This is a genomic window from Ruminococcus sp. AM42-11 (genome assembly GCF_003480145.1).
Lineage (GTDB): Bacteria > Bacillota > Clostridia > Lachnospirales > Lachnospiraceae > Blautia_A > Blautia_A faecis.
Window position 1 is genome coordinate 1 of record NZ_QUIO01000015.1, and the last position, 26,791, is coordinate 26,791.

General features: G+C 42.9%; 28 protein-coding genes and 1 pseudogene. 28 read left to right on the forward strand and 1 reads right to left on the reverse strand.

From position 1 onward, the window contains the following. The first annotated feature begins 232 nt into the window (after positions 1 to 232). From DW904_RS10190 to rsfS, 17 genes are all read left to right on the forward strand, one after another. A complete protein-coding gene (locus DW904_RS10190) occupies positions 233 to 1,423 on the forward strand; it encodes a site-specific integrase (protein ID WP_118580137.1) in 1,191 nt (396 codons plus the stop codon). After that, positions 1,410 to 2,438 carry a tyrosine-type recombinase/integrase gene (locus tag DW904_RS10195; RefSeq protein WP_118580140.1) on the forward strand — a complete coding sequence of 343 codons (1,029 nt, stop codon included), beginning with the start codon at positions 1,410 to 1,412 and terminating at the stop codon, positions 2,436 to 2,438. The genes DW904_RS10190 and DW904_RS10195 overlap by 14 nt, the downstream gene beginning before the upstream one ends. Before the next feature lie 645 nt (positions 2,439 to 3,083). Further along, the gene (locus DW904_RS10210; protein WP_118580149.1) at positions 3,084 to 4,181 is read left to right on the forward strand and encodes a site-specific integrase; all 1,098 of its coding nucleotides are present in this window, start codon (positions 3,084 to 3,086) and stop codon (positions 4,179 to 4,181) included. A 40-nt stretch (positions 4,182 to 4,221) separates the two neighbouring features. After that, complete coding sequence (locus DW904_RS10215; protein WP_118580152.1) at positions 4,222 to 5,130, forward strand: hypothetical protein; 909 nt, start codon at positions 4,222 to 4,224, stop codon at positions 5,128 to 5,130. Between the two features lie 210 nt (positions 5,131 to 5,340). Continuing rightward, on the forward strand, positions 5,341 to 5,604 hold the full coding sequence (locus DW904_RS10220) for a hypothetical protein (RefSeq protein WP_118580155.1): 264 nt from the start codon (positions 5,341 to 5,343) through the stop codon (positions 5,602 to 5,604). A gap of 272 nt (positions 5,605 to 5,876) precedes the next feature. Beyond that, positions 5,877 to 6,509, forward strand: a complete 633-nt coding sequence (locus DW904_RS10225) for a hypothetical protein (protein WP_147422311.1) — start codon at positions 5,877 to 5,879, stop codon at positions 6,507 to 6,509. A 364-nt stretch (positions 6,510 to 6,873) separates the two neighbouring features. After that, the gene (locus DW904_RS10230) at positions 6,874 to 8,745 is read left to right on the forward strand and encodes a TIGR03960 family B12-binding radical SAM protein (RefSeq protein WP_118580161.1); all 1,872 of its coding nucleotides are present in this window, start codon (positions 6,874 to 6,876) and stop codon (positions 8,743 to 8,745) included. Beyond that, a complete protein-coding gene (locus DW904_RS10235) occupies positions 8,729 to 9,439 on the forward strand; it encodes a TIGR03936 family radical SAM-associated protein (protein ID WP_118580164.1) in 711 nt (236 codons plus the stop codon). The genes DW904_RS10230 and DW904_RS10235 overlap by 17 nt, the downstream gene beginning before the upstream one ends. Positions 9,440 to 9,459: 20 nt before the next feature. Further along, the gene (locus DW904_RS10240) at positions 9,460 to 10,692 is read left to right on the forward strand and encodes a ribonuclease E/G (protein WP_243110372.1); all 1,233 of its coding nucleotides are present in this window, start codon (positions 9,460 to 9,462) and stop codon (positions 10,690 to 10,692) included. 218 nt (positions 10,693 to 10,910) lie between these two features. After that, positions 10,911 to 11,216, forward strand: coding sequence for a 50S ribosomal protein L21 (gene rplU, locus DW904_RS10245; protein ID WP_118580170.1), 306 nt, complete (start codon positions 10,911 to 10,913; stop codon positions 11,214 to 11,216). Positions 11,217 to 11,228: 12 nt separating this feature from the next. Continuing rightward, the gene (locus tag DW904_RS10250) at positions 11,229 to 11,552 is read left to right on the forward strand and encodes a ribosomal-processing cysteine protease Prp (RefSeq protein ID WP_118580173.1); all 324 of its coding nucleotides are present in this window, start codon (positions 11,229 to 11,231) and stop codon (positions 11,550 to 11,552) included. Between the two features lie 5 nt (positions 11,553 to 11,557). Then, the gene (gene rpmA / locus DW904_RS10255) at positions 11,558 to 11,845 is read left to right on the forward strand and encodes a 50S ribosomal protein L27 (RefSeq protein WP_015542711.1); all 288 of its coding nucleotides are present in this window, start codon (positions 11,558 to 11,560) and stop codon (positions 11,843 to 11,845) included. A gap of 63 nt (positions 11,846 to 11,908) precedes the next feature. After that, complete coding sequence (gene obgE / locus DW904_RS10260; RefSeq protein ID WP_118580176.1) at positions 11,909 to 13,201, forward strand: GTPase ObgE; 1,293 nt, start codon at positions 11,909 to 11,911, stop codon at positions 13,199 to 13,201. A 36-nt stretch (positions 13,202 to 13,237) separates the two neighbouring features. Next, positions 13,238 to 13,531 carry a ribosome assembly RNA-binding protein YhbY gene (gene yhbY, locus DW904_RS10265; RefSeq protein WP_118580179.1) on the forward strand — a complete coding sequence of 98 codons (294 nt, stop codon included), beginning with the start codon at positions 13,238 to 13,240 and terminating at the stop codon, positions 13,529 to 13,531. Next, positions 13,515 to 14,150 carry a nicotinate-nucleotide adenylyltransferase gene (nadD, locus tag DW904_RS10270; RefSeq protein WP_226815140.1) on the forward strand — a complete coding sequence of 212 codons (636 nt, stop codon included), beginning with the start codon at positions 13,515 to 13,517 and terminating at the stop codon, positions 14,148 to 14,150. Before yhbY ends, nadD begins: the two co-directional genes overlap by 17 nt. Positions 14,151 to 14,152: 2 nt before the next feature. Further along, a complete protein-coding gene (yqeK, locus tag DW904_RS10275) occupies positions 14,153 to 14,758 on the forward strand; it encodes a bis(5'-nucleosyl)-tetraphosphatase (symmetrical) YqeK (protein ID WP_118580182.1) in 606 nt (201 codons plus the stop codon). A 194-nt stretch (positions 14,759 to 14,952) separates the two neighbouring features. After that, the gene (rsfS, locus tag DW904_RS10280) at positions 14,953 to 15,321 is read left to right on the forward strand and encodes a ribosome silencing factor (RefSeq protein WP_118580185.1); all 369 of its coding nucleotides are present in this window, start codon (positions 14,953 to 14,955) and stop codon (positions 15,319 to 15,321) included. A gap of 68 nt (positions 15,322 to 15,389) precedes the next feature. On the opposite strand, the pseudogene lexA reads toward rsfS, so the two are convergent. Then, positions 15,390 to 16,009: pseudogene (gene lexA / locus DW904_RS10285) on the reverse strand (transcriptional repressor LexA). A 233-nt stretch (positions 16,010 to 16,242) separates the two neighbouring features. Here lexA and DW904_RS10290 point away from each other — a divergent pair. The 11 genes from DW904_RS10290 to DW904_RS10340 all read left to right on the forward strand — a co-directional run bounded on the left by DW904_RS10290 (position 16,243) and on the right by DW904_RS10340 (position 26,661). Next, complete coding sequence (locus DW904_RS10290) at positions 16,243 to 17,658, forward strand: HlyD family efflux transporter periplasmic adaptor subunit (protein WP_243110373.1); 1,416 nt, start codon at positions 16,243 to 16,245, stop codon at positions 17,656 to 17,658. 34 nt (positions 17,659 to 17,692) lie between these two features. Continuing rightward, the gene (locus DW904_RS10295) at positions 17,693 to 18,397 is read left to right on the forward strand and encodes a YggS family pyridoxal phosphate-dependent enzyme (RefSeq protein WP_118580188.1); all 705 of its coding nucleotides are present in this window, start codon (positions 17,693 to 17,695) and stop codon (positions 18,395 to 18,397) included. 15 nt (positions 18,398 to 18,412) lie between these two features. After that, entirely contained in the window at positions 18,413 to 19,042 is a 630-nt protein-coding gene (locus DW904_RS10300) for a cell division protein SepF (RefSeq protein WP_118580191.1), read from the forward strand. 5 nt (positions 19,043 to 19,047) lie between these two features. Next, entirely contained in the window at positions 19,048 to 19,800 is a 753-nt protein-coding gene (locus DW904_RS10305) for a YlmH/Sll1252 family protein (RefSeq protein WP_118580331.1), read from the forward strand. A 29-nt stretch (positions 19,801 to 19,829) separates the two neighbouring features. Further along, complete coding sequence (gene aroB, locus DW904_RS10310) at positions 19,830 to 20,921, forward strand: 3-dehydroquinate synthase (RefSeq protein WP_118580194.1); 1,092 nt, start codon at positions 19,830 to 19,832, stop codon at positions 20,919 to 20,921. A gap of 6 nt (positions 20,922 to 20,927) precedes the next feature. Further along, positions 20,928 to 21,476 (forward strand): signal peptidase II, encoded by a 549-nt coding sequence (gene lspA, locus DW904_RS10315; RefSeq protein ID WP_118580197.1) that lies wholly within the window; start codon positions 20,928 to 20,930, stop codon positions 21,474 to 21,476. A 57-nt stretch (positions 21,477 to 21,533) separates the two neighbouring features. Beyond that, the gene (locus DW904_RS10320; RefSeq protein ID WP_118580200.1) at positions 21,534 to 22,448 is read left to right on the forward strand and encodes an RluA family pseudouridine synthase; all 915 of its coding nucleotides are present in this window, start codon (positions 21,534 to 21,536) and stop codon (positions 22,446 to 22,448) included. 106 nt (positions 22,449 to 22,554) lie between these two features. Then, positions 22,555 to 23,193 (forward strand): cytidylate kinase-like family protein, encoded by a 639-nt coding sequence (locus DW904_RS10325; RefSeq protein WP_118580203.1) that lies wholly within the window; start codon positions 22,555 to 22,557, stop codon positions 23,191 to 23,193. Between the two features lie 265 nt (positions 23,194 to 23,458). Next, entirely contained in the window at positions 23,459 to 24,898 is a 1,440-nt protein-coding gene (locus DW904_RS10330; RefSeq protein ID WP_118580206.1) for an AI-2E family transporter, read from the forward strand. A 1-nt stretch (position 24,899) separates the two neighbouring features. After that, complete coding sequence (dtd, locus tag DW904_RS10335; RefSeq protein WP_118580209.1) at positions 24,900 to 25,346, forward strand: D-aminoacyl-tRNA deacylase; 447 nt, start codon at positions 24,900 to 24,902, stop codon at positions 25,344 to 25,346. Positions 25,347 to 25,605: 259 nt separating this feature from the next. Beyond that, the gene (locus DW904_RS10340) at positions 25,606 to 26,661 is read left to right on the forward strand and encodes a tyrosine-type recombinase/integrase (RefSeq protein ID WP_118580212.1); all 1,056 of its coding nucleotides are present in this window, start codon (positions 25,606 to 25,608) and stop codon (positions 26,659 to 26,661) included. The last annotated feature ends 130 nt before the right edge of the window (positions 26,662 to 26,791 follow it).

Genomic DNA, 26,791 nt, shown 5'->3' on the forward strand with positions numbered 1-26,791 from the left:
TCATTTTGGCAATCACTTGATCCTGTGTAAGCTTTCGGCTATACCGTATTTTCTGTATGTTCCCGCCAATGTTCATATCCGGTCTGAGTTTCTGCATGATATTCCCTACTTTCATCAATAATTCGTTATTAAGAAACTTTTGTATTGATAATAGCCGAGAAACTTCATATAATGTTTCGTAATAGAGAAATATCTGTAAGCATATCAAACACACAAAGGAGAAAATGAATCAATGAAAGAACAAGCAAAAACCCCCGTCTTTCAGGAAGACAACGGTACCTGGTCTCACCTGACCAAGTTGGTAAATCCTCTTATCTGCACCATCGAATATGGCTGTCGTACCGGGTTTTCATCCAGGGAAGAAGCAGAAGAGAGCTACCAGCGTTCCCTGGTTTCTTACCAGGATCAGTTGTCCAAACTGAAAAAGGACCGGGATATGCCTTTTACCTTTTCGGAATATCTGGATTACTGGCTGAATGATGTATGTGCTCAGGGTTCTAATGGCAGCCGTACACTGGTTCAAAAGCAATGGATCATAAAACTGATCATCCAGCCCCATCTGCATAAAGATATTCTTTTGGGATGTGTCACTCCTGATTATCTCAATAGGGTTCTGGAATCCTGTCAGGCTTACTGCTGCAACGGAGGCTATTATGCATATAAGCTGCTGCACAACGCTTTGAAACACGCCCGCGTAAACAATTATCTCCCAGATATGGACTTCCAGCAGATCCGGCACTATCCGGAGCCTCCCGGAAATCCGGTTTTCTATTCCCCGGAACAGCTTCGCACATTCCTGACTGCCGCTTCCAATTCCAACCATTACCTGGAGATTCAACTGGCTCTTTTCTGCGGCCTGACACCCGGGGAAATCCTCGGACTGAAGTATTCGGATTTCAACCGTCATGAGCAGACCATCACAATCCAGAGGATCTGTACCTCGAACGATTCCGGGAAGAACTGCCAGTTAAAAAAACTGGAAGGAACCAAACAGAACCGAACATTAAAAATCCCTTCTTTTCTATTTCCAGAACTTTCTGCCCGACGAAAAGAAAACCGGAAACTCCTGGCAAGATATCCTTCTGCTACAGAATATAAATCTTATCTTTGCCTCGGTCCCACCGCAAAGATAAAATCTGCTGTTACATTAGGAACCGCTTTAAAAACGATCACCACAGAAACTGGCCTTCCAAAACTGAATATGCGTGATCTAAGATATATGTTCGCCCGTTTTCTTCTGGAACAGGAGTTTTCACTTGAAGCAGTTTCCGGTATCCTTGGCCACACAAAACAAACTACAACACTGGCATTCTGCAACAGGATTCCATGTACAGATCCTGAAGTTGGTGCTGTCGTTGCAGGTTCCCTGGATCCAGTCCTTGGTGCTGAAAAAAAGAGGGAAAAAGCCTGTGAAAAAGAATGAGATCTATCCCCAGATGCCGGTAAAGAAAACCTTCCTTTATGGCAGGCTCATCTCTGGGAAATCCCTTGGTGACGTTATATATGTAAAAGCCAGACGAAAATACTGTTTTCGTCTTTTACTTGTTTTTGAATCCGGCGATGTAAAGATGGTACAGCGGACCGCCTCTTCCAACAAACAGCTGGCCCGCCAGGAAAGGGATGAGGCCCTCATGGAAATCGCAAAAGGCAGTTTCATCCCTTTTTCTTATACCGTGAAAGAGTTTTATGATTTCTGGTTTTACCACTATATGATCGGTCAAAAAAGGATTACTTATAATACCTACAACGCTTACCGGAATATCATAGAAAACTACCTGCTCCCTGCAATCGGTCATAAAATGCTGAATACGCTACAGAGAAAGGACCTGGTAAATGCATTATCTGCTATCCCGTATCAGAAAGTACAGAGAACTGCAATCGGTGTGGTCACAGGTTCCCTTTGTTACGCCCGGAAACACAACTATATTTCCAGGGATATCTATACCGGAATCTCTTCCGAAGTAAAACAGCCATGCCTAAAGAAAAAAGTGGATACCCGGCAGCAGGTTTATACCGTGGAACAGGCTGCCCATCTTTTATATCTGTGTAAGCAGCAGGAACCCATGATTTATCTGCCCATGCTCCTTGCCGTCACTGCCGGCCTGCGGATCTCCGAGATCACCGGACTCCGGTACAGCGATATTGATTTCCTTGGCAGGAAACTTTTTGTGGAACGCCAGCTTGGAAAGAATCTGTACATAGAAAAAGAACAGGAAAACAGGCCGGTACTGTGCAGTGAACTCCCACTGAAAACCAAAAACAGCAAAAGAGCAGTAGTACTGGCTGATTTTGTCCTGGATGAGATCCTCCTGGAACGGCAGCGCTACGAAAAACGCAAAGCTTCTAATCCAGGGTTCCTGGATCTGGCTACATCTGCTGCCATGAAAACGGGCAATGCCATAACCGCAGTTTTTATATCAAACCTTATAACCGCCTGATGGAACAGAGCGGAATCTCCCGGCTGCCCTGGAGAAAATTCCGGAATACCTATGCCACGATCCTCGCCCAGTACCAGGTCAACACGAAAACGATCTCCAAATGCCTGGGACATTCCAGTCCAGAATTCACAAGCAGGGTTTATGTAGCCTTCCAGAAACAGGAAACCTATGATATCTCAAAAATAATCGAAGATTATGTGTTGACCCATCATCTTTTACCGAAAAACAGGGCAGTGTGGAACAGAGGCCCTACCAGCTTCCTGATGCTCTTGCTTATCGGAATTATTTCTATGATTAAATTTCTTCTTTAACATTTCTTCTTCATTTCTGTATCCCCGGCTCATTACAACTTACAGATAAGCCGGGGAATTTTTGTATCAATTTTTCTAAAAAAATGTTCTTATAAAAAACGTTATTCCGACCCCAATCATACATATTTATAAAAAACAAAGCTGCTAAAAACCGGTACCCATAGCAGAAAAAAACAAAACATTGATTTTTTAAAAATTTTTCAAAAAACAGCAGAAAATTTCCGTTTTTCTGACAATATATTCTTAAAAAGCTATCGAAGCTTTCGAACAACAAAAGCGGGATAGGAAAGAACCCTTTCATTTCCCACCCCCAAATTTTAAGGAGGATAACATTATGAACACCCCAAAAGAACCATCCATTTTTTATTCCCCAAAAGAACTCTGGTGCTGCCGTACCCGAACGCTGAACGCTGTAACAGGGGCGGTCGAGTATCATACCCACACCGGATTTACCACCCAGACAGAAGCCGAAAAAACATTAGAAGAAACAGAAGCTGTTTTTCAGAAAGACTGGAAAAACAGGAAGATGTGCAGCAGCTGCTTTTGTACTTTCACGGAATACCTGGAAGACTGGTTTGAGAAACTTCCGTCAGATATCAGCAGCACTACAAAAGTGAAGTATCACTGGATCATCTACCACCTTATCCTGCCCAGGATTGAAACAGACCCACCGCTTGGACACATCGATGCAAACTATCTTGATGCCGTGATAGATGCATGCAAAGAATATTGTGCAAGTGCAGAATATGCGGTTTATAAACTGCTGTACAGAATCGCCACTTCCATATGGCTGAACGGTTTTCTCCCATATAACCTTGCTTCTGCACTTGCTCCCCGCAAGGAGCCTCGTTCAAACGTATGTATCTATACAAAAGAGCAGACGAAAGTTTTCCTGCAGGCAGTAAAGAATGATCCTTATTCCCACCGTCTTGAGTATGATCTTGCATTGTTCTGCGGCTTACGTCCGGGCGAGATCCTGGGACTGACCTATGAAAATTTACACCCGGATACCGCGGAACTGGATATTCATAAACAGTATACAAAAGACGGCGTTCTTCCCACTGAAAATGCTTCTTCCAGATACAGTTACAAGGATCTGGATGAAGAACGTTTCCGTTCTCTGAAGGTGCCGCTTTTCGTAAAGGACGAACTTGCGCTCCGCCAGATGGAGAACAACCATTATTTTCTGGAGCATCCGGATAAAAAAGATCCGCAGGCATTCTGTATCAGCAGCCGCGGCTCCATAAAAACACTGGTGACCCTGAATACGAGACTGAAGCATATTACAAAAGACTGTGGTCTTCCCCTTATTTCCATGTACGATCTCCGCGACATGTTCGTCTGGACCATGCTGGAAAACAATTGCAGCCCGGAATCCATCCAAAAACTTACCGGCGGTGTTGAAATAGACCGGATCCTGGCAGCCCTGTAAATGCATTCCTTTTACCCAGATTTTCAAGGAGGATCTTATTATGAATCAAGATAAAAAAAATGTCTTTCTGTCACACGACCATTTATGGTGCAGTCAGACGAAACGCATAAACCATGAGAACCAGGTGGCTGTTTTATGTACACATACTGGATTTTTTACCCGTTCCGGAGCAAAGAAGGATTACAAAGAAACAACCCGTCTTTTTCAAAAAGAGCTGGCGGCCCTGAAAGATTCCAGTCATTGTCCTTTTTTGCTTAGCGAATATCTCGATTACTGGTTTCACAAAATATACCTTCCAGCATGCACCTGTAAAAACACCGCAGTAAGATATCGCTGGATCATTGAAAATGTCATCCTGCCAAATATGGAAACGGACCCACTTATTCAAACTGTTGATACCGGATATATGGAAGACCTGATCCGGTCCTGTCAGAAATATTGTAAAGGTACCGAACATGCTGTTTATGAATTATTGTGTTCGGTTACAGAGTCCGCCTGGAAGCAGGGACATTTGAAGCAGGAGCTGGTTTTGCCTCCAGTCCGCAAAAAAAGGCCAGAGCCCATGATATCTCTCTATACCAGGGAACAGACCAGGCTTTTTTTAGAAGCGGTGTATCAGGCGCCCTGCCCACACCGTCTGGAATTTTTTCTGGCTCTATTTTGTGGATTACAGCCAGGGGAAATTCTGGGACTTACTTACGATGATTTTAATCCGGATACATATATTTTAAGCGTCCGTAAACATTACATAAAAAATCAACAGCCTTCTGCAGGAATTCCAAGATACAGCTGCAGGGAACTGGAAGAGCAGCGCTGCCGTTCTTTTGAGATCCCTGATTTCGTATACGAAGAGCTTATTCAGCGTAAAGAGAAGAACAGGCATTTCTTTTCCGCCCGTTCCGTAAGGAAGAAGATTGGTTCTTCTGCATCAGCAGCCATGGGACGGTAAAAACCCAGGAAACCCTTAATGCCGGGTTAAAATGCGTGACCGAAAAGCAGGGAATTCCCTCCATTACCATGCGTGACCTTTGTAATATGTTTGTCTGGTTCCTGCTGGTGCAGAACTGCCCCCTGGAAAAAGTCCGTTTTTTTACAGGAGGCGTAAGAATAGGAGATTTTTTTTACGGCTGATAAATACCGGGAAAGGAGAATCACTGAAATGTCAGAAAATACCAAAAAAGAGCCGAAATCCTGGGAGATATTTTCCGCCGGGGAACTTCTTTGTGCCAGGCTTTCTTCGAAACCAATTTATATTCCCCAGCGTGGAAAGTATTGCTACCGCATCCGTTGTACCTTTTCATCCGGGCTGGTCAAAAAAATACAGACCCGATATTACGATTCGGAGGAAGAGGCCCTGTCCATGCGTCCTTTTCATGAAAACAGGCTGTTGAAAAAAGGATCGCTGTTTTTAAATGTACCGTAAAAGAGTTTCAGTCCCTCTGGTGGCGCTGCGGATATTTTGACCGCCAGTATAATAAACTGATCAAAACCTACCTCATTCCCGAACTTGGAAATAAATGCATAAATGAGGTAAGTACGGAGGACCTGGTAAAGATATTAGAAAAAATCCCAAATGACGGCATTTTAAAGCGGGAAAAATATTTTCAGGTATGCGACGCCATATCCCATTTTTTTGAAATTGCCGTGAAGTACCATTGTGCGGAGCAGGATGCAGGTACAGAAGCTTCCGTTTTGATGAAATATAAAAAGACAGGACAGGAAGAGGAACACAGCAGCCGCGCCCCGGTGTCGGAAACCTTTTCCCCAGAACAGGTCCTGCTGCTTTTAAAACGGTGTCAAAGGGAAGCAAGGAGCATCTATCTTCCCATGCTCCTTGCCGTTACTGCCGGCCTGACGGTTTCAGAGATCATTGGTATAAAGTTTGATGATGTTGATTTCCATAATCAGATCCTGTATCTTCCATATCTGCCAGATACCTATTTATGTTCCCGTCCAGATACCGTGATCCTGTATGGAAATGCGCGCAAAGCGGTCTTTCTTTCCGATCTTGTTGTAGACGAAATACGACTTCAAAAGAACCACCTGGAGATGCTCCGCCAAACAGAGCCCGGATTTAATGCAGCCGGATATATGATCTGTACCAACGATGGTCAGCAGCGAAAGAAAAGATTTATTGAGAAACCCTATGCCCGTATGCTTTCCAGATGCAGATTGCCAGCACACCCCTGGAAGAACTTTCGGAAGATACAGCTGAACCAGTATGGTCTTCAGAAATTCACAGATGCCCTTGCCCCTCAGAATCCCCTTTCACAGGCTTCCTATAAGCTTCCTTTCGACAGGAACTTTTTAACAGGACTTTTAAACTAATCTACCTAAGCCATCCCGGAATCTATCGTAATCGGGATGGCTTTTTTCACTTTTTTCATTCCATAAAGAATGTACTTGCACTTCTCTGAGAATCTGTTTATAATAAAAAATACTGTCATTGGTCACTTCTATACTGCTAAAAATTGACCTTATACGGGCCCGATGCTGAGGCTCTTTTTTATTCAGTTTATGGCCCTTTCAAAATATCTGGTGACCAAACCCGTTTTTTGGCATATTTAAAAGCAAAAAAATCAATCTGTTTTTTACAGTCCGACAGGCTGTGAAAGCATCTGATGCTATCCAATATTTTTTATGGAATGGCGGCTTAAAATGCTAAATATATACAAAAATTGAAAGGAAAACTATGAGAAAATTAGCACTTAGTGACGAAATATTGCTCAGTGTTGACAAAGCAGCCCGCTACATCGGCGGGGAAGTCAACTCTGTGATGAAAGACCTGAAAGAGGTGACCACCAGGGTCGCATTTTGCTTCCCGGATGTCTACGAGATCGGCATGTCCAACCTTGGTATGATGCTTCTTTATAATATGTTCAATAAACGCCCTGATGTCTGGTGTGAGCGAGTTTATTCCCCATGGCTTGATCTTGATAAGCTTATGAGAGAACAGAATATCCCGTTATTTGCCCTGGAGTCCCAGGATCCTGTCAGGGATTTTGATTTTCTGTGCATCACACTTGGATATGAAATGTGTTATACTAACGTACTCCAGACACTGGATCTTTCCCAGATTCCACTGAAAGCAGCTGACCGTGACGAATCATGTCCTATTGTAATCGGAGGCGGTGCGTGTGCATATAATCCAGAGCCATTAGCAGCCTTTTTTGACCTGTTTTATATTGGCGAAGGAGAAACTGTGTATGATGCGCTTTTTGATGCATACAAGGCCAATAAGGAAGCCGGAGGCAGCAGGGAGGAGTTCCTTCTGAAGGCAGCTCAGATTCCGGGAATTTATGTTCCGGCATTTTATGATGTCACATACAAAGAAGACGGTACAATTGCATCCTTTGCACCAAATCGTCCGGGAGTTCCCGAGAAAGTCCAAAAGCAGCTGATCGTAGATATGGATAAAGGATATTGCCCGATTGAAAAACCGGTTGTTCCTTTTATTAAAGCTACACAGGATCGTGTCACTTTGGAAATCCAGCGTGGATGTATCCGTGGCTGTCGTTTCTGCCAGGCTGGTATGATCTACAGACCTCTCCGTGAACGTGATGTAGAAGAACTGAAGGAATCTGCAAGAGCTATGCTGAAGAATTCCGGTCATGAGGAAATTTCCCTCAGTTCCTTAAGTTCCAGTGATTACACCCATCTGGAAGAGCTGGTAAACTTCCTGATCGACGAATTTAAATCTGCAGGTGTTAATATTTCCCTGCCGTCACTTCGTATTGATGCTTTTGCCCTGGATGTTATGAGCAAGGTTCAGGATATTAAGAAAAGCAGCCTTACTTTTGCCCCGGAAGCTGGTTCCCAGAGACTTCGTGATGTAATTAACAAAGGACTTACCGAAGAAGTGATCCTTCACGGTGCGCATGAGGCATTTGTTGGAGGATGGAACCGTGTGAAGCTTTATTTCATGCTTGGGCTTCCTACTGAAACAGAAAAAGACATGAAGGGAATTGCTCATCTTGCAGAGCGTATTGCAGAAGAATATTACGATACCGTTCCAAAGGAAAAACGCCATGGAAAGGTTCAGATCGTAGTCAGCACATCCTTCTTTGTGCCAAAGCCATTTACCCCATTCCAGTGGGCTCCAATGTATACAGAACAGGATTTTATTGACAAGGCAAAAGTAGTAAAAGAAGAAATCCGTGCACAGCTGAACCAGAAGAGTATTAAATACAACTGGCATGAACCGGATGTAACCACACTGGAAGGCTTCCTTGCAAGAGGTGACCGCCGTGCTTCTGAAGTTATCTTAAAAGCCTATGAAAAAGGTGCCCTTTACGATGCCTGGTCAGAAAGCTTCCGCTACGACATCTGGAAAGAGGCTTTTGCAGAAACAGGAATTGACATTGAATTCTACACACTCCGAGAGAGAAGCACAGATGAAATCCTCCCATGGGATTTCATAGATGCAGGTGTTACCAAGGAGTTTCTGATCCGTGAGTGGAAACAGGCAAAAGGCGAAGTAGTTACACCAAACTGCCGTCAGAAATGTGCAGGCTGCGGAGCAAGACGTTATGAAGGAGGCGTATGTTATGAAGGTAAGAATTAAATTTACGAAAGAAGGGCCTATGAAATTTGTAGGACATCTTGACACCATGCGCTACTTCCAGAAAGCCATCCGCCGCGCAGAGCTTCCAATTGCTTTTTCGGGAGGTTACAGCCCTCATATGATCATGTCCTTTGCTGCCCCTCTTGGAGTTGGCGTTACCAGTACAGGGGAATATTTCGATATGGAGCTTACCGCTACGATTCCTACTGATGAAATCTGTCAACGTCTTAACAGCCAGATGGTAGATGGTATTCATGTTTTAAGTGCCCGCCAGGTGGAAGATGGAAAAGCGAGCAAGGCAATGTCCCTGGTGGCAGCAGCTGATTATCTGGTGGAATTTCGTCCTGGAAAAGCACCGGCAGATGGATGGCAGACAAGAATTACGGAATTTTTAAAGCAGCCTGAGATCCTTGTTACAAAAGAAACCAAAAAAGGCGAAAAACAGGTAGATATCCGACCTTTTATTTACAAAATGAATTTACAGAATGACAACCGCATTTTCTTAAGTCTTGCTTCTGCAAGTGCCAACTATACCAAACCAGATGCTGTAATGGATGCATTTACCAGCTGGCTTGGACAGGAGCTTCCGGAATTTGCCTGCATGATTCATCGTCTGGAAGTATATGCAGATCTTGGAAATGAGAAAAAACATAAATTTGTATCGTTGGAATCCCTTGGCGTGGAAGTTCAATAAACTTAAAACAGGTGAATCAAGTGACGAAATTAATTCTAACAACCATGGAACTTTGCGGTAACAAATGTCATGCCTGTGCAATCGAGGAAGAAGGTCAGATTATGGAGCTTCGCCTGGAGGCAGCCGCCCGACAGTCCATTCTCGGAAATATTTATGTAGGACAGGTGGAAAATATTGCTTCTAATATCCAGGCAGCATTTGTTCTTATTGCACCTGGAGTACGCGGTTATTTTCCTCTTCAGGAAGCAGAGCAGGTTATCTATGCCTCCGGGAAAGCACCTGGCAGTCCCTTGCGTCCGGGTGACCAGATTCTGGTGCAGGTAAGCCGTGATGCCATGAAGGGCAAGCTGCCCGCACTGACTGCAAACTTAAATTTTACCGGTAAGTATCTGGTGCTCACCACAGGAGAAAAAAAGTTCGGACTATCCGGTAAGCTCTCTGGTTCAGAACGCCACACTTTATCCGGCTGGCTGGAAGCAGAGGCTGCACGTCCGGATAAGGAATATGGCCTGATTGTCCGCACCAACGCAGCCCAGGCTGAAAAGGCTGAAATCCTTCAGGAACTTTCTTATCTGAAATCACTGTATGAAAAAGTTGCTGTCAACGGCAAAAGCCGCACCTGTTTCAGCCTTCTCTACGAAACAGAACCGGTTTACCTTACCACTCTCCGTGATATTTACAGCGAAAATCTCACAGACATTGTAACAGATGATCCTGAAATTTTTCAGCAGATCACTTCTTATTTGAAAGAAACAAGTCCGGAGGAAGAAAGCAAAGCCCGTTTTTATCAGGACAAGCTTCTTCCGTTATACAAGCTTTCCCGCATGGAAAACGCGCTGTATGAGGTTCAAAAGGAAAAAATCTGGCTGAACAGCGGCGGGTTTATTGTGATCCAGCAGACAGAAGCCTTTGTCTCCATCGATGTAAACAGCGGGAAATTTACCGGAAAGAAAAAAGCCGAAGAAACCTATCGCAAAATCAATCTGGAAGCAGCTAAGGAAATTTCACGACAACTGCGGCTTCGCAACCTGTCCGGAATTATTCTTATTGATTTTATCAATATGACAAACCCAGATCATAACAACGAGCTTTTTCATGTATTGCAGAAATATCTGAGGAAGGATCCGGTGAAATGTAAAGCCATAGATATTACACCGCTTCACATTCTGGAGATGACACGAAAGAAAGTCAGAAAACCGGTAATAGAGGAGATCAGGCAGATAAAGTCAGGAGATTTTTCGAACACGCTCTAAATAAAACTATAAGAAATTCCTTTTTCGTATTTTCGAAATTATTACAAGCAGCAAACCAGAAACATGGGTTTTCGTTTTTATTTTTTTACAATTTTTTTACAAAACCTCTTGACGAAACCAAATCTCCCTGTTATTATAATCGAGTATGCCGCACAAAGAGGTTTAAGAGTCGAGAGACCACCATATTTGGCGAGTAAAGTCTATAGGAGGTGCCACAAATGTACGCAATTATTGCAACAGGTGGTAAACAGTACAAAGTTGCTGAAGGCGACGTAATCAGAGTTGAGAAGCTCGGAGTTGAAGCTGGTGAAACCGTTACTTTTGATTCTGTAATTGCAGTTAGCAATGACGGATTAAAGGTTGGAGAAGACGTTAAGGATGCCAGTGTTACCGCTTCTGTAGTTGAGAACGGAAAGGCTAAAAAAGTCATCGTTTACAAGTACAAGAGAAAAACTGGATATCACAAGAAAAACGGTCACAGACAGCAGTACACCAAAGTTAAAATCGAAAAGATCAACGCTTAATCAGGTGCTGTTATGATCAATATTACAGTTAAGAAGAGAAAAGGCTCTTATCTGGATTTTCTGTCCAAAGGACATGCAGGCTATGCCGAAGAGGGACAGGATATTGTATGTGCTGCCGTATCAGCCTTGATCATTACTACTGTGAATTCTCTTGAGAAATTTACGGAAGAGCAGATTGAAGCGGAAGCGGATGAGGGATATGTATCCATCCATTTTAAAACAAATCCGAATACTGAGCGCGGGAAACTGCTTATGGATTCCCTGATTCTTGGATTAACAGAAATTGAGCATAGTTATAACAATCGATATTTGACAGTAAGAGTCAAGGAGGTGTAACAACAATGATGAAGATGAACCTTCAGTTATTCGCACATAAAAAAGGAGTTGGTTCCACAAAGAACGGTCGTGATTCCGAGTCCAAGAGATTAGGTGCGAAGAGAGCAGACGGACAGTTTGTTAAAGCCGGCAACATCCTTTACAGACAGCGCGGAACTAAGATCCATGCAGGCGAGAACGTAGGATGCGGAAAAGACTATACATTATTTGCACTGACCGATGGTGTTGTAAGATTCACCAGAAAAGGCCGCGATAAGAAACAGGTTTCTATCGTACCAGTAGAGGCAGAGTAATTCGTAGAGCAGGAGGCTTCAAATCTATAAAGGTTTGGAGCCTTTTCTTATAAAGGAGATTTAATGTTCGCAGACAGAGCTACCATATATATCCGTTCCGGTAAGGGCGGCGACGGCCATGTAAGCTTCCGCAGGGAAAAATATGTACCTGACGGCGGTCCGGATGGCGGCGACGGCGGCAAGGGCGGAGACGTCATTTTTGAAGTTGACGAGGGACAGAATACCCTCGGTGATTACCGTCATAAAAGAAAATATAAGGCAGAAGACGGTCAGGAGGGCGGCAAAAAGCGCTGCCACGGTGCCGACGGTGCCGACATTATATTAAAGGTACCGGAAGGTACTGTTATCATGGAGGCTGAATCCCGTAAGGTAATTGCAGACATGTCCGGTGACAATCGTCGTCAGATCGTTCTGCGCGGTGGACGCGGCGGTAAGGGAAATCAGCATTATGCAACCCCTACCATGCAGGTTCCCAAATATGCCCAGCCTGGACAGCCTTTTCAGGAGCTTGAAGTGCTTCTGGAGCTAAAGGTGATCGCAGATGTAGGACTGGTAGGTTTTCCTAATGTTGGTAAATCTACATTTCTCTCACGTGTTACAAATGCGAAACCGAAAATTGCCAACTATCATTTCACAACCTTAAGCCCGAACCTTGGTGTTGTAGATACTGAGAATGGCGGTTTTATCATCGCAGATATCCCTGGACTGATCGAAGGTGCTTCTGAAGGAGTCGGTCTTGGTCATGAGTTCCTTCGCCATATTGAGCGTACCAGAGTTCTGGTGCACATTGTGGATGCAGCTTCCACAGAGGGACGAGATCCTATTGATGATATTTATAAGATTACCAAAGAACTGGAGAAATACAATCCGGAAATTGCAAAGCGTCCTCAGGTAATTGCAGCCAATAAAGTGGACTGTATTTTTGACGACGGTCAGGAGAATCCTGTAGACAGACTTCGCAAAGAATTTGAACCAAAAGGTATCAAAGTATATCCCATTTCTGCAGTTACCGGACAGGGTGTACGCGAGCTTCTTTTCCATATCAAGGAACTTCTGGACAGTTGTCCGAAGAAAGCAATCGTATTCGAGCAGGAATTCTTCCCAGAAGATATGCTGATCAATGAGAGCCTTCCATTTACCGTACAGGTTGATGAGGAAGATCCCTCTGTATTTATCGTAGAAGGACCACGTATCGAGAAAATGCTTGGTTATACCAATCTGGATTCTGAGAAAGGCTTCGCCTTTTTCCAGCGTTTCCTGAAAGAGGGCGGCATTCTGGATGAACTGGAAAACGCCGGTATTCAGGAGGGTGATACGGTTCGTATGTATGGATTTGAATTTGATTATTATAAATAAATAGCAGCTATTCAGCAGGTATTCAGGAGATAAATTATGACAAGTAAGCAAAGAGCATATTTAAAAAGTCTGGCAATGAAAATGGATGCCATTATCCAGCTTGGCAAGGGCGGTCTTACACCGGAAAACACCAAGGCTGTTGACGAAGCACTTGCAGCGAGAGAGCTGATTAAAATCAGTGTGCTTCAGAACTGTCTGGAGGATCCTAAGGAAATGGCACAGGTTCTTGCAGAGCGCACCCATTCCCAGGTTGTACAGGTGATCGGTAAGAAGATCGTATTATACCGCGAAGGTAAAAAAGAGAAAAAGAAAATTGAACTGCCAAAATAATCGAAAAAAAATCGGGATCATGGGCGGTACCTTTGATCCCATCCATATGGGACATCTGATCCTGGGTGAGCAGAGCTATGAGCAATTCCAGCTGGATAAGGTTCTGTTTATGCCTTCCGGCAACCCGCCTCATAAACGGGACCGTGCTGGCAGAGCCTCTGATAACCAGCGTGTGGATATGGTCCGGCTTGCAATTGAAGATAATCCCCATTTTGAGTTGTCTCTTGCAGAAATGCACGAGACCGGGTATACCTATACCTATCGCACTCTGGAAGAGCTAAAAGAATACAATCCGGACACAGACTATTATTTTATCATTGGTGCAGATTCTCTTTTTGCTTTTGACGAATGGATGGAACCAGAGCGGATCTGTCGGGCCTGTACTCTTGTGGTGGCTGTCCGGGATCATGCGTCCTACGCTGAACTGAATCGGGAAATCCAGCGTCTTTCTGCAAGGTACAACGGAAATTTTGCCCTTTTGGATACTATGAATATTGATGTGTCCAGTCATCAGATCCGTCAGTGGATTTCAGAAGAAAAAAGTCTGAAATATTACGTCCCGGATAAGGTGATTTCTTACATGAAAGAGAATGGAATTTACAGAAAGAAGGAAGTCTGACCATGGCAGATTACGATTTTGCAAAAATTGAAAAAAAACTTTCCAAATACCTGGATGAGGATCGTTTCCAGCATACCATGGGCGTTATGTACACCAGCGCATGTCTGGCTATGGTCCATGGATATGATATCAAAGATGCACAGGTGTCCGGTCTTCTTCACGATTGCGCCAAATGCATTCCCAATAAGAAAAAACTGAAGATGTGCAGCGAACACAATATTCCGGTTTCCGATTTTGAGAGAAGTCACCCGTTTCTTCTCCACTCCCGTCTTGGAGCTTATATTGCTCACGAGAAATATGGGATTGACGATCAGGAGATTCTTTCTGCCATCAATTATCACACAACTGGCAGACGTGAAATGAGTCTTCTTGAAAAGATTATTTATATTGCAGATTATATTGAGCCCATGCGTTATAAAGCAAGCCGTTTACCGGAAATTCGCAAACTTGCGTTTGAAGACCTGGATGAGTGTATGTATGAGATCCTAAAAGATACCCTGGAGTATCTGGAAGAAGATTCTGCCGATGATATTGAGCCAACTTCCAAGGAGGCTTATATTTATTATAAAGAATTGCATAATAAGCGTAATAACGTATCTGATAATTAATACTCCGCATATACTGGCGAATATTTTTACTATTTACAATTAACATTCTACGAGATGCGAGATATTTCGCACGAGCGAAGGCCAGGTACCACCTGACAGAGGATATTATTTCACTTTTAAAGCCTTTTGTTCTCGCAGGAATTTAAAATAATATTAGGTCAGTATAAGCATTATTAAGAAAGGAGCAGATCAGAATGAGTACAGTAAGTACAGAGAAAATGATGGCACAGATTGCCTGCAAGGCAATTGATGATAAAAAGGGACAGGATATTAAGATAATTGATATTCATAATGTTTCTGTAATTGCAGATTATTTCGTAATCGCAAGCGGTACAAACTCCAATCAGGTTCAGGCGATCGTCGATAATGTGGAGGAGCAGCTTGGACGCGCTGGCTTTGAGGCGAAGCAGATTGAGGGAAACCGCAATTCCAGCTGGATTCTCATGGATTACGGCGATGTGATCGTGCATGTGTTTGATGAGGAAAACCGACTTTTCTATGATCTGGAGAGAATCTGGAGAGATGGAAAGGTTCTGGAGATGGATGCGTTTTTAGAGAAATAAAAAAGTCCCCTTTGGTAAACAATTGTCTGGAAACAGCAATTGTTTGCTAAAGGGGAAATTTTTTATGACTATTGGTAAAAACGCATGACACCAAATACTTTACCCAGAATCTGGATTTCTCCTGTAATGATAATGGGATCCATAGTGTCATTCTCTGGCTGAAGGCGGTAGTAGCCCTTCTCCTTATAGAAGGTCTTCACTGTGGCAGAGTCCTCTACCAAGCAACTACAATGTCGCCGTTATCTGCAGTGGGCTGCTGCTTTACCAGAACCTGATCCCCATCGAAGATTCCTGCATTGATCATGCTGTCGCCTTTTACCTTCAGCATGAAGCTCTGTTCATTGGGCATAAATTCTGCCGGGATGGGGAAGTAGCCATCTACATTCTCTACAGCCAGAATAGGCTGTCCGGCGGCTACGGTACCTACAAGCGGAACATTGACCACTTCACGGCGGACAAGATTGAAATTGTCATCAATGATCTCTATGGCTCTTGGCTTCGTGGCATCGCGGCGGATGTATCCGTTCTTCTCAAGAGCTTCCAGATGGGCATGAACAGATGATGTAGACTTCAGATTTACAGCTTCACAAATCTCACGAACTGCTGGCGGGAATCCGCGGTTCAGAATCTCACTTTTAATATATTCTAAAATTTCCTGCTGTTTTTTGCTGATTTTACCATATGTCATAAGAGTTTTCCTCCGAAATTCATTCAACTTTTTCTTATCATACCATATTTTTCTTAATTAAGCAAACAGATATTCTGAAAATATGTTCGTTTTTTGATATGCAGGCTGTTCACAGCTTCCAGCTTTGTTCACACACTTTTCGTTTTCTTTTCCTTGTGTTCACCGGCAAAAAATGGTACAATTGTTTGGTATGAAAATTCAGAGCCCGACTCAAAAACAAAGGGGGAATCCGCTTGTCCGAGAAGAAATCTAACAAGCCTGGCAAAATGGCAGGACTTTTTGTCCAGTTAAAGAACATATTCGGACTGAATATTGCCACCGTTGCTTTTGGTGTATTGTTATTATATATGATTTTTACTGCATTTTTACTTGTAACCTCCACACACATCGAATCTTACCAGGTTACCACAGGTCCTTTATCACGAAACGAGACCTACACTGGTATTTCTCTTCGGGAAGAGAGTGTTTTTAAGGCAGAATCCTCCGGTTATGTGAATTATTATGCCCGGGAGGGAAGTAAGATCAATGCCAACGGTGCTGTTTACGGATTAAGTTCCGGAAAAATTGCAGAAACCAAGTCTGCATTGACTGCGGACGAACTGGAGAAAATCCGCAGTTCTATGCTCAGCTTTTCCAAGGGATTTTCCGGAAGTAAATTTAACAACACCTACAGTTTTAAGAACCAGCTGGAGGGAAGCATCCTTCAGTATGAGGGAATTTCCACTGACGGGAATGCAGATTCACAAGTAGTGACCATCGGTGGACAGAATATCTGTAAAGCCCAGGAAGACGGCATTATCCTCTATTCTATGGACGGTTATGAGAATAAGACTGTGGAGAACATTACAGCAGCAGATTTTGACCAGACTTCTTACCATGAAACGGATCTGAAGACATCCGAAAAGGTGCAGGCCGGAGATAACATTTATACAAATATTACCAGCGAATTATGGAGCCTGATCATTCCATTAAGCGACAAACAGGCCGCCAAGCTGGAGGGACGTTCCACCATTCGTGTGAAATTTCTCAAGGATGATATGACACAGAGCGGCGATTTTTCCATCATAAAAATCGATGGTAACAAATATGGAAAAATTGACTTCAGCCGCGGTCTGATCCGCTATGCATCTGACCGTTTTCTGGATATTGAGCTGGTTACCAATACAGTAACCGGTCTTAAGATTCCCCTTTCCGCTATTGAATCCAAGGATTTTTACGTAATTCCGGCAGAATATGCCACGACTGATCCTGACAGCGGAAGTGTAGGCTTTAACAAGATTTCCAAAGATTCCAGCGGAAATAACGTAAGAACCTTTATCAATGCTACAATCTACGGTAAAGTTAAAATTGAGTTAGATGATGATTCTGCCGATGAAGCTTACAATTATTACGTGGATAGAAGCGCTTTTAAGGAAGGAGATGCTATTGTAAAAGATGACTCCAACCAGCGCTTTATTGTAGGCGAAACAGATTCTCTGGAAGGCGTTTACTGCATCAATCAAGGGTATGCGGTATTCCGTCAGGTAGATATACTGGATCAGAATGAAGAATATGCCATTATTTCCAGTAATACATCCTACGGACTTTCCCGCTATGACCGCATTGCCAGAGACTCCTCCCAGGTAAAAGAGCAGGATATTCTCTACTAAGTTTAACATATACTATTTTTAAGGAGGCTTATAAATGTTAGCTGAAAATTTACAGCAGGTAAATGCAAATATTGAAAAAGCCTGTGCTGCTGTTTCCCGTGACCCAGGTGAAGTCACATTGGTGGCAGTAAGTAAGACCAAACCGGTCTCCATGCTTCAGGAGGCGTATGATGCCGGTGCGCGTGTTTTTGGAGAAAATAAAGTGCAGGAGATCATGGATAAATATGACCAGCTGCCATCAGATATCCAGTGGCACATGATCGGTCATCTGCAGCGCAATAAAGTAAAATATATTATTGACAAGGTTGCCATGATTCACTCGGTAGATTCCCTTCGCCTTGCCCAGACCATTGAGCAGGAAGCTGCAAAGAAAGATCTTGTTATGCCGATTCTGCTGGAAGTTAATGTAGCAGAGGAAGAAAGCAAATTCGGATTAGCGACGAATGAGGTGCTTCCTCTTCTTGAGAAAATCAGCATATTTTCCCATATAAAAGTGATGGGACTTATGACCATTGCCCCATTTGTGAAAAATCCAGAAGAAAATCGTGAAGTTTTTCGCACATTGAAGAAATTAAGTGTTGACATTAATGCAAAAAACATTAATAATGTTAACATGAGTGTTCTGAGTATGGGTATGACCGGAGATTATCAGGTTGCTGTCCAGGAAGGCTCAACCATGGTACGTGTGGGAACCGGTATTTTTGGTGAACGAAATTATGCCACACGGCAAGAAGATTAAGATTGGAGATTGAAAATGAGCGTTTTTGATAAATTATTAGATTCTATTAAACTGAATGATGACGATTATGATGAAGATAATTATTTAGATGAGGATCTGATGGATGACGAAGAGGGGGATTTCTTTGATGACGATCCCATGGATGACAAGCCTAAGAAGAAATTCTTCGAGAAATTCGGTCGTAAGAAAGAGGATGATTTGGCTGACGCAGATACTTCCTTTGACGAAGAACCTGTACATACAGCAACACCAAAGACTGCTGCCAAGGCTCCTGCGAAACAGCCAGCTGAGAAGCAGCGCCCTGTAGCTTCTTCCAAAATCACTCCGATGAGAAGCAGCCGTCGTGCGAATCAGGCTTCTTCTATGGAGGTTTGTGTGATCAAACCTGCTTCCATGGAGGACACCCGGGAAATTGCAGACACACTTCTTGACAATGCAACTGTAATTCTGAATCTGGAGGGTATTGATGTAGAACTTGCACAGCGTATTATTGATTTTGCATCTGGCGCATGTTATTCCCTGAATGGTTCCCTTCAGAAGATTTCCAGCTACATCTTCGTACTTGGTCCCTCTTCTGTAGATATCACTGGTGATCTTCAGAATATTCTTGGCGGCGCTACACCTTCTGTAAGAGCTGGTTATTGATTTTTATGGATAAGGATGAATTTTTACTTAAGAGAATCCGGGAGCTGGCAAATCTCTCTTACCAGAGAGATATTGTCACCTTTACGGATTTTCTTAACTTAAACGAACAAAATATGCTTGTTTCCCTTAAGCTTCATCAGATAGGCGTAGAGGTAAAGCTTTTCGGTGGCTATGAGCATGCAGAACGGCAGATGGCAGCTTTTTTCCCCGGAGGCCTTGGTTTTTCCTGGGATTATCCTATTGACTGCCTGAAAATAGAACCCAAGGCTCTTCGTTTTTCTGAGGAGCTTGGACATAGAGATTATCTTGGAGCGCTCCTGAATCTTGGAGTTGACCGCAGTGTAGTTGGTGATATCCTCATCAAGGATAAAGAAGCCTGGTTTTTCTGCCTTCATAAAATGTCTGACTTTTTTATTGAAAATCTTATTCGGGTAAAACATACTACCGTTCTGGTTTCCAGAGTAGAGCAGGCAGAAGAGATTCCGGAACCTGAATTTGAAATGATAAATGGTACCTGCGCTTCTGTAAGGCTGGATGCTCTCATCGGGCTGGCTTTTCAGACGTCCAGAAGCAGCATGGTTTCTTTTATTGAAAGCGGTCTTGTGTTTGTAAACGGCAAACTGATCACCTCCAATGGATATGAGCCAAAAGAAGGCGATATTATTTCCGTTCGCGGCAAAGGACGCTTTATCTATGATGGTGTATCCAGACAGACAAAGAAAGGACGCCTTGGTGTCCGCATTCGAAAATACGTATAAACAATAATACATTTGGAGAGGATTTAACTATGGCAGAAGAAAAATTACTTGTAAAACGTGACGGGGAGTTCTGTTATCCCATTTATTTTGAAAATGACTTTTCTTTTCTTTCACAGGCCTTGACAGACGAAGGTCTTGCAGGGAAAAGCATGTGTATTGTTTCAGATTCCACAGTAGCACCTCTCTATGCAGACCAGGTGAAAGCAGAGCTTTTGAAAGTATCCGATCATGTATACCAGTTCACTTTCCCCGCCGGAGAAGCATACAAGAATCTTGATACCGTACAGGATCTTTTCCAGTGCCTTATTGAGAATGGGCTTGACCGCAAAAGTCTGGTGGTTGCTCTTGGAGGCGGAGTAACAGGAGACTTATCCGGCTTCGGTGCCGCAGCCTATCTTCGTGGAATTGATTTTATCCAGATTCCTACCACGCTTCTGGCGCAGGTGGACAGCAGCGTAGGCGGTAAAACTGGCGTTGATTTCAGACAGTTTAAAAATATGGTAGGCGCTTTTCATCAGCCCCGACTGGTTTATATGAACATGGCCACCTTGCAATCCCTCCCTGAGCGCGAATTTGGCTGTGGAATGGGTGAAATTCTAAAGACCGGACTAATTTGCGATAAAGACTTTTTCGACTTTGTATGCGCAAATTACAAGATTATCCGCACTATGGATCCAGAAATGCTTGCCGTTATGATCCGAAAATGCTGTGCCATCAAAGCCGGGGTTGTAGAGCGGGATCCCAAAGAACAGGGAGAGCGTGCTCTTCTTAATCTTGGCCACACCATAGGACATGCAGTCGAAAAGCTGATGAACTTTAACCTTCTCCATGGTCAGTGTGTGGGAATCGGACTGGTTGCCGCAGCTGCCATTTCCAGGGAAAGAGGTCTCCTCACAAATGGTGAATACGAGCAGATCTGCCATAGCCTTAAGCTTTACGGTCTGCCTTTGTATGTGGAAGGACTTTCTCCCAGAGACATTCTTGCAGCTACCAAAAAGGACAAAAAAATGGAACAGGGACAGATTAAATTTATTCTTATGGATGGTCTTGGAAAGAGTTTTATTGACAAGACAGTTACGGATCAGGAGCTTCTTGTGGGAATTCACGCCATCTGCAGGTAATCTATCATGGAAAATAAAACAGCTTCAAACTACAATGATCTTCCACTAAAAGCACCTAAATTAAAAGGAATTCTGCTTATCCTTTTTCTGGTTCTTCTGGATCAGGGAACAAAGTATCTTGCAATCAGGTATCTGAGAGGATCCTCCGGGATTTCTCTTATTGATAATGTGTTAAACCTTCGTTACCTTGAAAACAGAGGCATGGCATTTGGCCTTCTCCAGAATAAGATTCTTTTTCTGGTGCTTACCTGTATTGTTTTTTTTGTGGCTATTATATATCTTTTTATAAAAGCACCTGCAACTGTTTATTATAGACCACTGCTTTATACAGCGGCAATTGTGTTCGCTGGAGCAATGGGGAATTTTATAGACCGTGTTTTCCGTGGATATGTGGTAGATTTTATTTATTTTTCCCTGATTGATTTTCCCACGTTTAATGTGGCAGATATTTACGTGACCTGTGGGATCACAGTGATGGTATTTCTTATGTTTTTCCGTTATAAAGAAGAAAATGATTTTGACTTTCTGAAACCGGGGAACAGATCTGCCAGGTAAATTGATTTGTCTGATTTTTCATATACCGCGTAATTGAGAGAGGAGTTTTACTGATACATGGAGCAATTGGAATTTACAGCAACCGAAAATGAAGCAGGAGTGCGCATAGACCGCTGTCTTTCCGATAAATATGAGGAACTTTCCCGTTCTTATCTTCAGAAGCTTCTGAAAGAACAAGGTGTTACCGTCAATGGGAAAGCAGTAAAAGCAAACTACAAAATACAGGCAGGGGATCTGGTTCAGACAACCCTGCCTGATCTGACTGAACCGGATATTCTTCCGGAAAATATCCCTTTGGACATTTTATACGAAGATGATGATGTACTGGTGATAAATAAGCCCAAAGGAATGGTAGTCCATCCTGCAAATGGCCACACCAGCGGAACTTTGGTAAATGCTATTATGTACCACTGTCAGGGCAATCTGTCCGGTATTAACGGGGTTATGCGTCCTGGAATCGTCCACCGTATTGATAAGGACACTACAGGAGCTCTTCTTGTATGCAAGAATGACACGGCTCACCGTGATCTGGCTCAGCAACTGAAAGCGCATACTATCAAGCGGCGTTACCGGGCTATTGTGGCAGGTAATCTTAAGGAAGATGAAGGTACTGTAGAAGGCCCGATCGGCCGTCACCCAATTGACCGAAAAAAAATGGCGATCAACTACAAAAATGGAAAAGACGCTGTCACCCATTATAAAGTCCTGGAACGTTTCGGGAATGCGACTTATATCGAGTGCCGCCTTGAAACCGGTCGTACCCATCAGATTCGTGTACATATGACCAGCCTTGGACATCCTCTTCTTGGCGATGAGATCTATGGCTCAGGCAAAAATCCTTATCATCTCCAGGGACAGACTCTTCATGCCATGGTTTTGGGCTTTGTTCACCCAAGAACAGGAGAGTATATGGAATTTTCCGCACCTTTGCCAGAATATTTTCTCAATTTGTTAGAAAAATTAAGAAAATAGTTGTCAGTTTACCCTGATGTAGTGTATAATAATCTTACAAAATTCCTATGAATTGCCAGTCACGAAGTGAACAGTAACAAAGGAATTGCAGAAGGGAGTGGCAGATATGAACAATACAACAAGTTCAATTATTACCATCGGACGTGAATATGGAAGCGCCGGCAGGCAGATTGGTCAGGAAGTAGCCAGATATTTTGGAATCAAGTGTTACGACAAAGAACTTCTGGAGCATGCTGCAAACGACAGCGGTATTTGCAAGGAATTATTTGAGAATCATGATGAGAGGCCAACTAACAGCTTTCTGTATTCTCTTGTAATGGATACTTATTCTTTTGGATATTCTTCTGCTGGATTTACAGACATGCCTATGAACCACAAGGTTTTCCTGGCACAGTTCGAAGCCATCAAGAAATTAGCTGCAGAAGGCCCCTGTGTTATGGTAGGGCGCTGTGCAGATTATGCTCTTGCAGATAATAAAGACTGTTTCAGTGTTTTTGTTCATGCTGATCTGGACTGGAGGATCAAGCGTATTGCAGGCAAATACAATAAGACACCTAAAGAAGCCAAAGATATGATCACCAAAACAGATAAGAGCCGTGCAAGTTACTATAATTACTACACCAATAAGAAATGGGGTGCAGCAGCGGGCTACAGCTTAAGCGTTGACAGCAGTGTGCTTGGTATCGAAGGTGCTGCCCAGGCGATTATCAATACCATACATATTTTTGATGACCTTAAGAAATAATATACAGAATCATGTGAAAATAAGGAGTTCTCGAAAGAGAGCTCCTTTTGTAATTTGTTGCATCTCAATTCCTGTTTTCGGTTCCTGTTTTCAAACGCCATCGCCACTTTATATTTTTTTAATGAGACATTGAGACAAAACTGTGTTATAATAGATAGCAATCGCTGTTAAATAAATAACAGTACAGACACTTATTGGTTACTGTGCAAACAGCAGACAGTAACACATATTTTGCATTCATGTTTCAGGAGGACGATATTAGAATATGAAATTACGCTGGGACAATCAACATGTTCGCTGGGGAGTAACTTCTTTCCTTGTAATCGCAGCCAGTATGCTCTTTTATTATGGTGTTTTCCATATGAAGACACTGATTACAGGAATTCAGACATTTCTGGGGATTCTCACACCTATTGTTTATGGGGTCGTGATTGCCTTTTTACTGACCCCTGTATTAAATTTCCTGGAGAAAAAAATCATTTATCCGCTTCTTGCCAGGAAGGAAGTATCAGTAGGAAAGAAGGGGCGCAAGGCAATTCGGTGGGCATGCGTAATTTTATGTATGTTTCTCTTCCTTGCTCTTATTTATGCCCTTATTATGATGATTCTGCCAGAACTGATCCGAAGTATTATGGGTCTGATCTACAGTTTTCCAGCCTATGTGAAGGTTATTCAGAAATGGCTGCAGTCTTTCATTGAGAAATGGAATCTGAACAGTGATGCACTGGACACTTTGAATCAGTCCATCACCACAGCGCAGGACTACCTGACTACGAATATCCTTCCGCAGATGCAGGAAATGCTAAAAAATATTTCCGCAGGTGTGTTTGAATTAATTAATTTTCTGAAGAATTTCCTCATCGGAGCTATCGTTTCCCTGTACCTGATGGCAGATAAAGAGGGATTCATTGCCAAGGCAAAAATGCTCACCTACGCAATTTTTAATACCCAGCATGCGAATTTTATCATCCATTCCATGCGTTTTACCAATAGAACCTTTATCGGATTTTTCAGTGGTAAGATTTTGGATTCTGCCATCATTGGCGTATTGTGTTATATTGGTATGAACTTTTTGAATATGCCATATATACTTTTGATCAGTGTGATCATTGGTGTAACCAACGTAATTCCATTTTTTGGACCTTACCTCGGAGCAATCCCAAGTATTTTTCTCATCTTATTGGTGGATCCGCTGCAGGCTATTTATTTTGCAATTTTTATTCTTGTTCTCCAGCAGTTTGACGGCAATATTCTTGGACCGAAGATTCTTGGTGATTCCACAGGACTTTCCAGTTTTCTGGTCATTGTCGCCATCCTTATTGGCGGTGGAATCTTTGGAATCCCAGGTATGATCATTGGCGTTCCTGTTTTTGCAGTGCTTTACGCGGCACTTGGCAGGCTTGTCCATATCAGCCTGATCTATAAGCAGGTTCCAGATGAGGAGCAAAAATACACCAACATTGACTGTCTGGATCCGGAAACACATGAACCCGTTCTTTTCCCGGCAGAAGAGCCGAAGAAGAGAGAGACACCCAGACGCACTGCAATGTTGAAATTTACCCTTACTTTGTTAAAAACGATCCAGAAAATCCTGACTACAATCTGGATCCTTATAAAAAAATATTCTGTGATAATTTATCAAAAAGTCAGACAATTGATAGAAGAGTACAGACAGAAACAAAACAGTAAAAAGGACGGAAATTAACATGCGGCTTTTAATACAACGTGTAAATCATGCAAGCGTAAAAGTAGATGGTGAAGTTATCGGAAATATTGGGAAGGGCTTTCTTGTACTGGTCGGCATAGGTCAGAATGATACCAGGGAAATTGCAGACAAATATATGAAAAAAATGCTAGGACTTCGAATTTTTGAAGATGAAAATGGCAAAACAAACCTTTCCCTGGCAGATGTAAATGGGGAGATTTTGATGGTTTCGCAATTCACGTTATATGCCAACTGCAAAAAAGGAAACCGGCCAAGCTTTATTGAAGCCGGTGCGCCAGAACAGGCAAATGAACTTTATGAATACATGCTAAAGGAAGCTGCAAAAGTTGTTCCAGTTGTTCAGCATGGTATTTTTGGCGCTGATATGAAAATTTCACTGGAAAACGATGGACCGTTTACAGTGATGTTGGACGAATCGATCATGTAAAATTAACAGCAATTGTAACGAAACCGGCCAAGCTTTATTGAAACCGGTGCGCCAGATGTTCAGAATCGTCTGTAACTGCATAATGAATGCAGTCGAACCATCAATTATATTTTAACATTTAATGAAATTCTGAAAAACGCCGAAAACAGCCAGAAGAAGTGGCTGATTCGGCGTTATACCCCTCATCTAGATCTATACGACAAACCCGAGTTTTTCATATAGATTGGTATCATTATTACTTGCTAAAGGAGAATTTTTCATGGATAAAAAAGTCACCTACCACGAACAGACTGACGTTGAAAATACCTTGCGGCTTCGTGATGTTCTGAAAACCTTGCCGCCATTTTGCAGGGATTTCTTTCGTGCCATTGAACCGCGTACCACAACTAAAACCAGAATTTCCTATGCATATGACATCCGCATTTTCTTTCAGTTTCTTCTGGAACAAAATCCAGCCTTCAGGGACTGGTCTATAGATGCCTTTACTGTGGATGTCCTGGATCAGCTCACAGCCGTTGATCTTGAGGAATATGAAGAATACCTGAAAGTTTACCAGGCCGGGGATAAAACGGAAACCAATGGCGAACGTGGTCTGAAGCGAAAAATGTCCTCATTGCGAAGTTTTTATGCATATTATTTTAAACGTGAAATGATTCACACAAATCCTACCGTCCTTGTAGACGTTCCAAAGATTCATCAGAAAAGCATCATTCGCCTGGAAGCTGATGAAGTTGCCTTGCTGCTGGATTATATTGAGCACGGCGGGGACGACCTTACCGGTCAGAAAAAGGTATATTATGAAAAAACCAAAGACCGTGACCTCGCTCTCGTTACTCTCCTGCTCGGAACAGGTGTTCGTGTTTCTGAATGTGTAGGTCTTGACATAGAAGACGTAGATTTCAAAAATAATGGAATCAAGGTTACTCGAAAAGGTGGAAATGAAATGGTTGTATATTTCGGTCCCGAAGTAGAAAAAGCTCTGAAAAACTACCTGGAAGTACGCAAGAACATTATTCCTGTAGAAGGTCACGAACACGCTCTCTTCTACTCTACCCAGCGCAAACGAATTGGGGTCCAGGCCGTTGAAAACCTGGTTAAAAAATACGCCCGCCAGGTTACCACCACCAAGAAAATCACCCCTCATAAACTCCGCAGTACTTACGGCACCGCCCTCTACCAGGAAACAGGCGATATTTACCTTGTAGCGGATGTTTTAGGCCATAAGGACGTGAATACTACCAAGAAGCATTATGCAGCCTTAGACGATTCCAGACGGCGTCAGGCAGCCACTGCTGTAAAGCTGCGTGAAGATTAACATCTGCTTCACACGTACAATTGTTGTAATCACCGCATTTAATTCACATAATATTATTATTGTAAATTAACACAGAAACATACCGCAAAACAAGACTTTCTGCAAAATCTCCCTCAAAGTGGGACGTGCA

What these genes read in the sequence shown, in the direction of transcription:
- DW904_RS10250 (WP_118580173.1), top strand. Translation starts at nt 11,229, where the DNA reads ATGATCAATATTACAGTTAAGAAGAGAAAAGGCTCTTATCTGGATTTT.
- rplU (WP_118580170.1), top strand. Translation starts at nt 10,911, where the DNA reads ATGTACGCAATTATTGCAACAGGTGGTAAACAGTACAAAGTTGCTGAA.
- obgE (WP_118580176.1), top strand. Translation starts at nt 11,909, where the DNA reads ATGTTCGCAGACAGAGCTACCATATATATCCGTTCCGGTAAGGGCGGC.
- DW904_RS10230 (WP_118580161.1), top strand. Translation starts at nt 6,874, where the DNA reads ATGAGAAAATTAGCACTTAGTGACGAAATATTGCTCAGTGTTGACAAA.
- DW904_RS10190 (WP_118580137.1), top strand. Translation starts at nt 233, where the DNA reads ATGAAAGAACAAGCAAAAACCCCCGTCTTTCAGGAAGACAACGGTACC.
- yhbY (WP_118580179.1), top strand. Translation starts at nt 13,238, where the DNA reads ATGACAAGTAAGCAAAGAGCATATTTAAAAAGTCTGGCAATGAAAATG.
- DW904_RS10305 (WP_118580331.1), top strand. Translation starts at nt 19,048, where the DNA reads ATGGATAAGGATGAATTTTTACTTAAGAGAATCCGGGAGCTGGCAAAT.
- DW904_RS10235 (WP_118580164.1), top strand. Translation starts at nt 8,729, where the DNA reads ATGAAGGTAAGAATTAAATTTACGAAAGAAGGGCCTATGAAATTTGTA.
- DW904_RS10320 (WP_118580200.1), top strand. Translation starts at nt 21,534, where the DNA reads ATGGAGCAATTGGAATTTACAGCAACCGAAAATGAAGCAGGAGTGCGC.
- DW904_RS10300 (WP_118580191.1), top strand. Translation starts at nt 18,413, where the DNA reads ATGAGCGTTTTTGATAAATTATTAGATTCTATTAAACTGAATGATGAC.
- lspA (WP_118580197.1), top strand. Translation starts at nt 20,928, where the DNA reads ATGGAAAATAAAACAGCTTCAAACTACAATGATCTTCCACTAAAAGCA.
- yqeK (WP_118580182.1), top strand. Translation starts at nt 14,153, where the DNA reads ATGGCAGATTACGATTTTGCAAAAATTGAAAAAAAACTTTCCAAATAC.
- aroB (WP_118580194.1), top strand. Translation starts at nt 19,830, where the DNA reads ATGGCAGAAGAAAAATTACTTGTAAAACGTGACGGGGAGTTCTGTTAT.
- DW904_RS10215 (WP_118580152.1), top strand. Translation starts at nt 4,222, where the DNA reads ATGAATCAAGATAAAAAAAATGTCTTTCTGTCACACGACCATTTATGG.
- DW904_RS10295 (WP_118580188.1), top strand. Translation starts at nt 17,693, where the DNA reads ATGTTAGCTGAAAATTTACAGCAGGTAAATGCAAATATTGAAAAAGCC.
- rsfS (WP_118580185.1), top strand. Translation starts at nt 14,953, where the DNA reads ATGAGTACAGTAAGTACAGAGAAAATGATGGCACAGATTGCCTGCAAG.
- rpmA (WP_015542711.1), top strand. Translation starts at nt 11,558, where the DNA reads ATGATGAAGATGAACCTTCAGTTATTCGCACATAAAAAAGGAGTTGGT.
- DW904_RS10210 (WP_118580149.1), top strand. Translation starts at nt 3,084, where the DNA reads ATGAACACCCCAAAAGAACCATCCATTTTTTATTCCCCAAAAGAACTC.
- dtd (WP_118580209.1), top strand. Translation starts at nt 24,900, where the DNA reads ATGCGGCTTTTAATACAACGTGTAAATCATGCAAGCGTAAAAGTAGAT.
- DW904_RS10330 (WP_118580206.1), top strand. Translation starts at nt 23,459, where the DNA reads ATGAAATTACGCTGGGACAATCAACATGTTCGCTGGGGAGTAACTTCT.
- DW904_RS10220 (WP_118580155.1), top strand. Translation starts at nt 5,341, where the DNA reads ATGTCAGAAAATACCAAAAAAGAGCCGAAATCCTGGGAGATATTTTCC.
- DW904_RS10225 (WP_147422311.1), top strand. Translation starts at nt 5,877, where the DNA reads ATGAAATATAAAAAGACAGGACAGGAAGAGGAACACAGCAGCCGCGCC.
- DW904_RS10325 (WP_118580203.1), top strand. Translation starts at nt 22,555, where the DNA reads ATGAACAATACAACAAGTTCAATTATTACCATCGGACGTGAATATGGA.
- DW904_RS10340 (WP_118580212.1), top strand. Translation starts at nt 25,606, where the DNA reads ATGGATAAAAAAGTCACCTACCACGAACAGACTGACGTTGAAAATACC.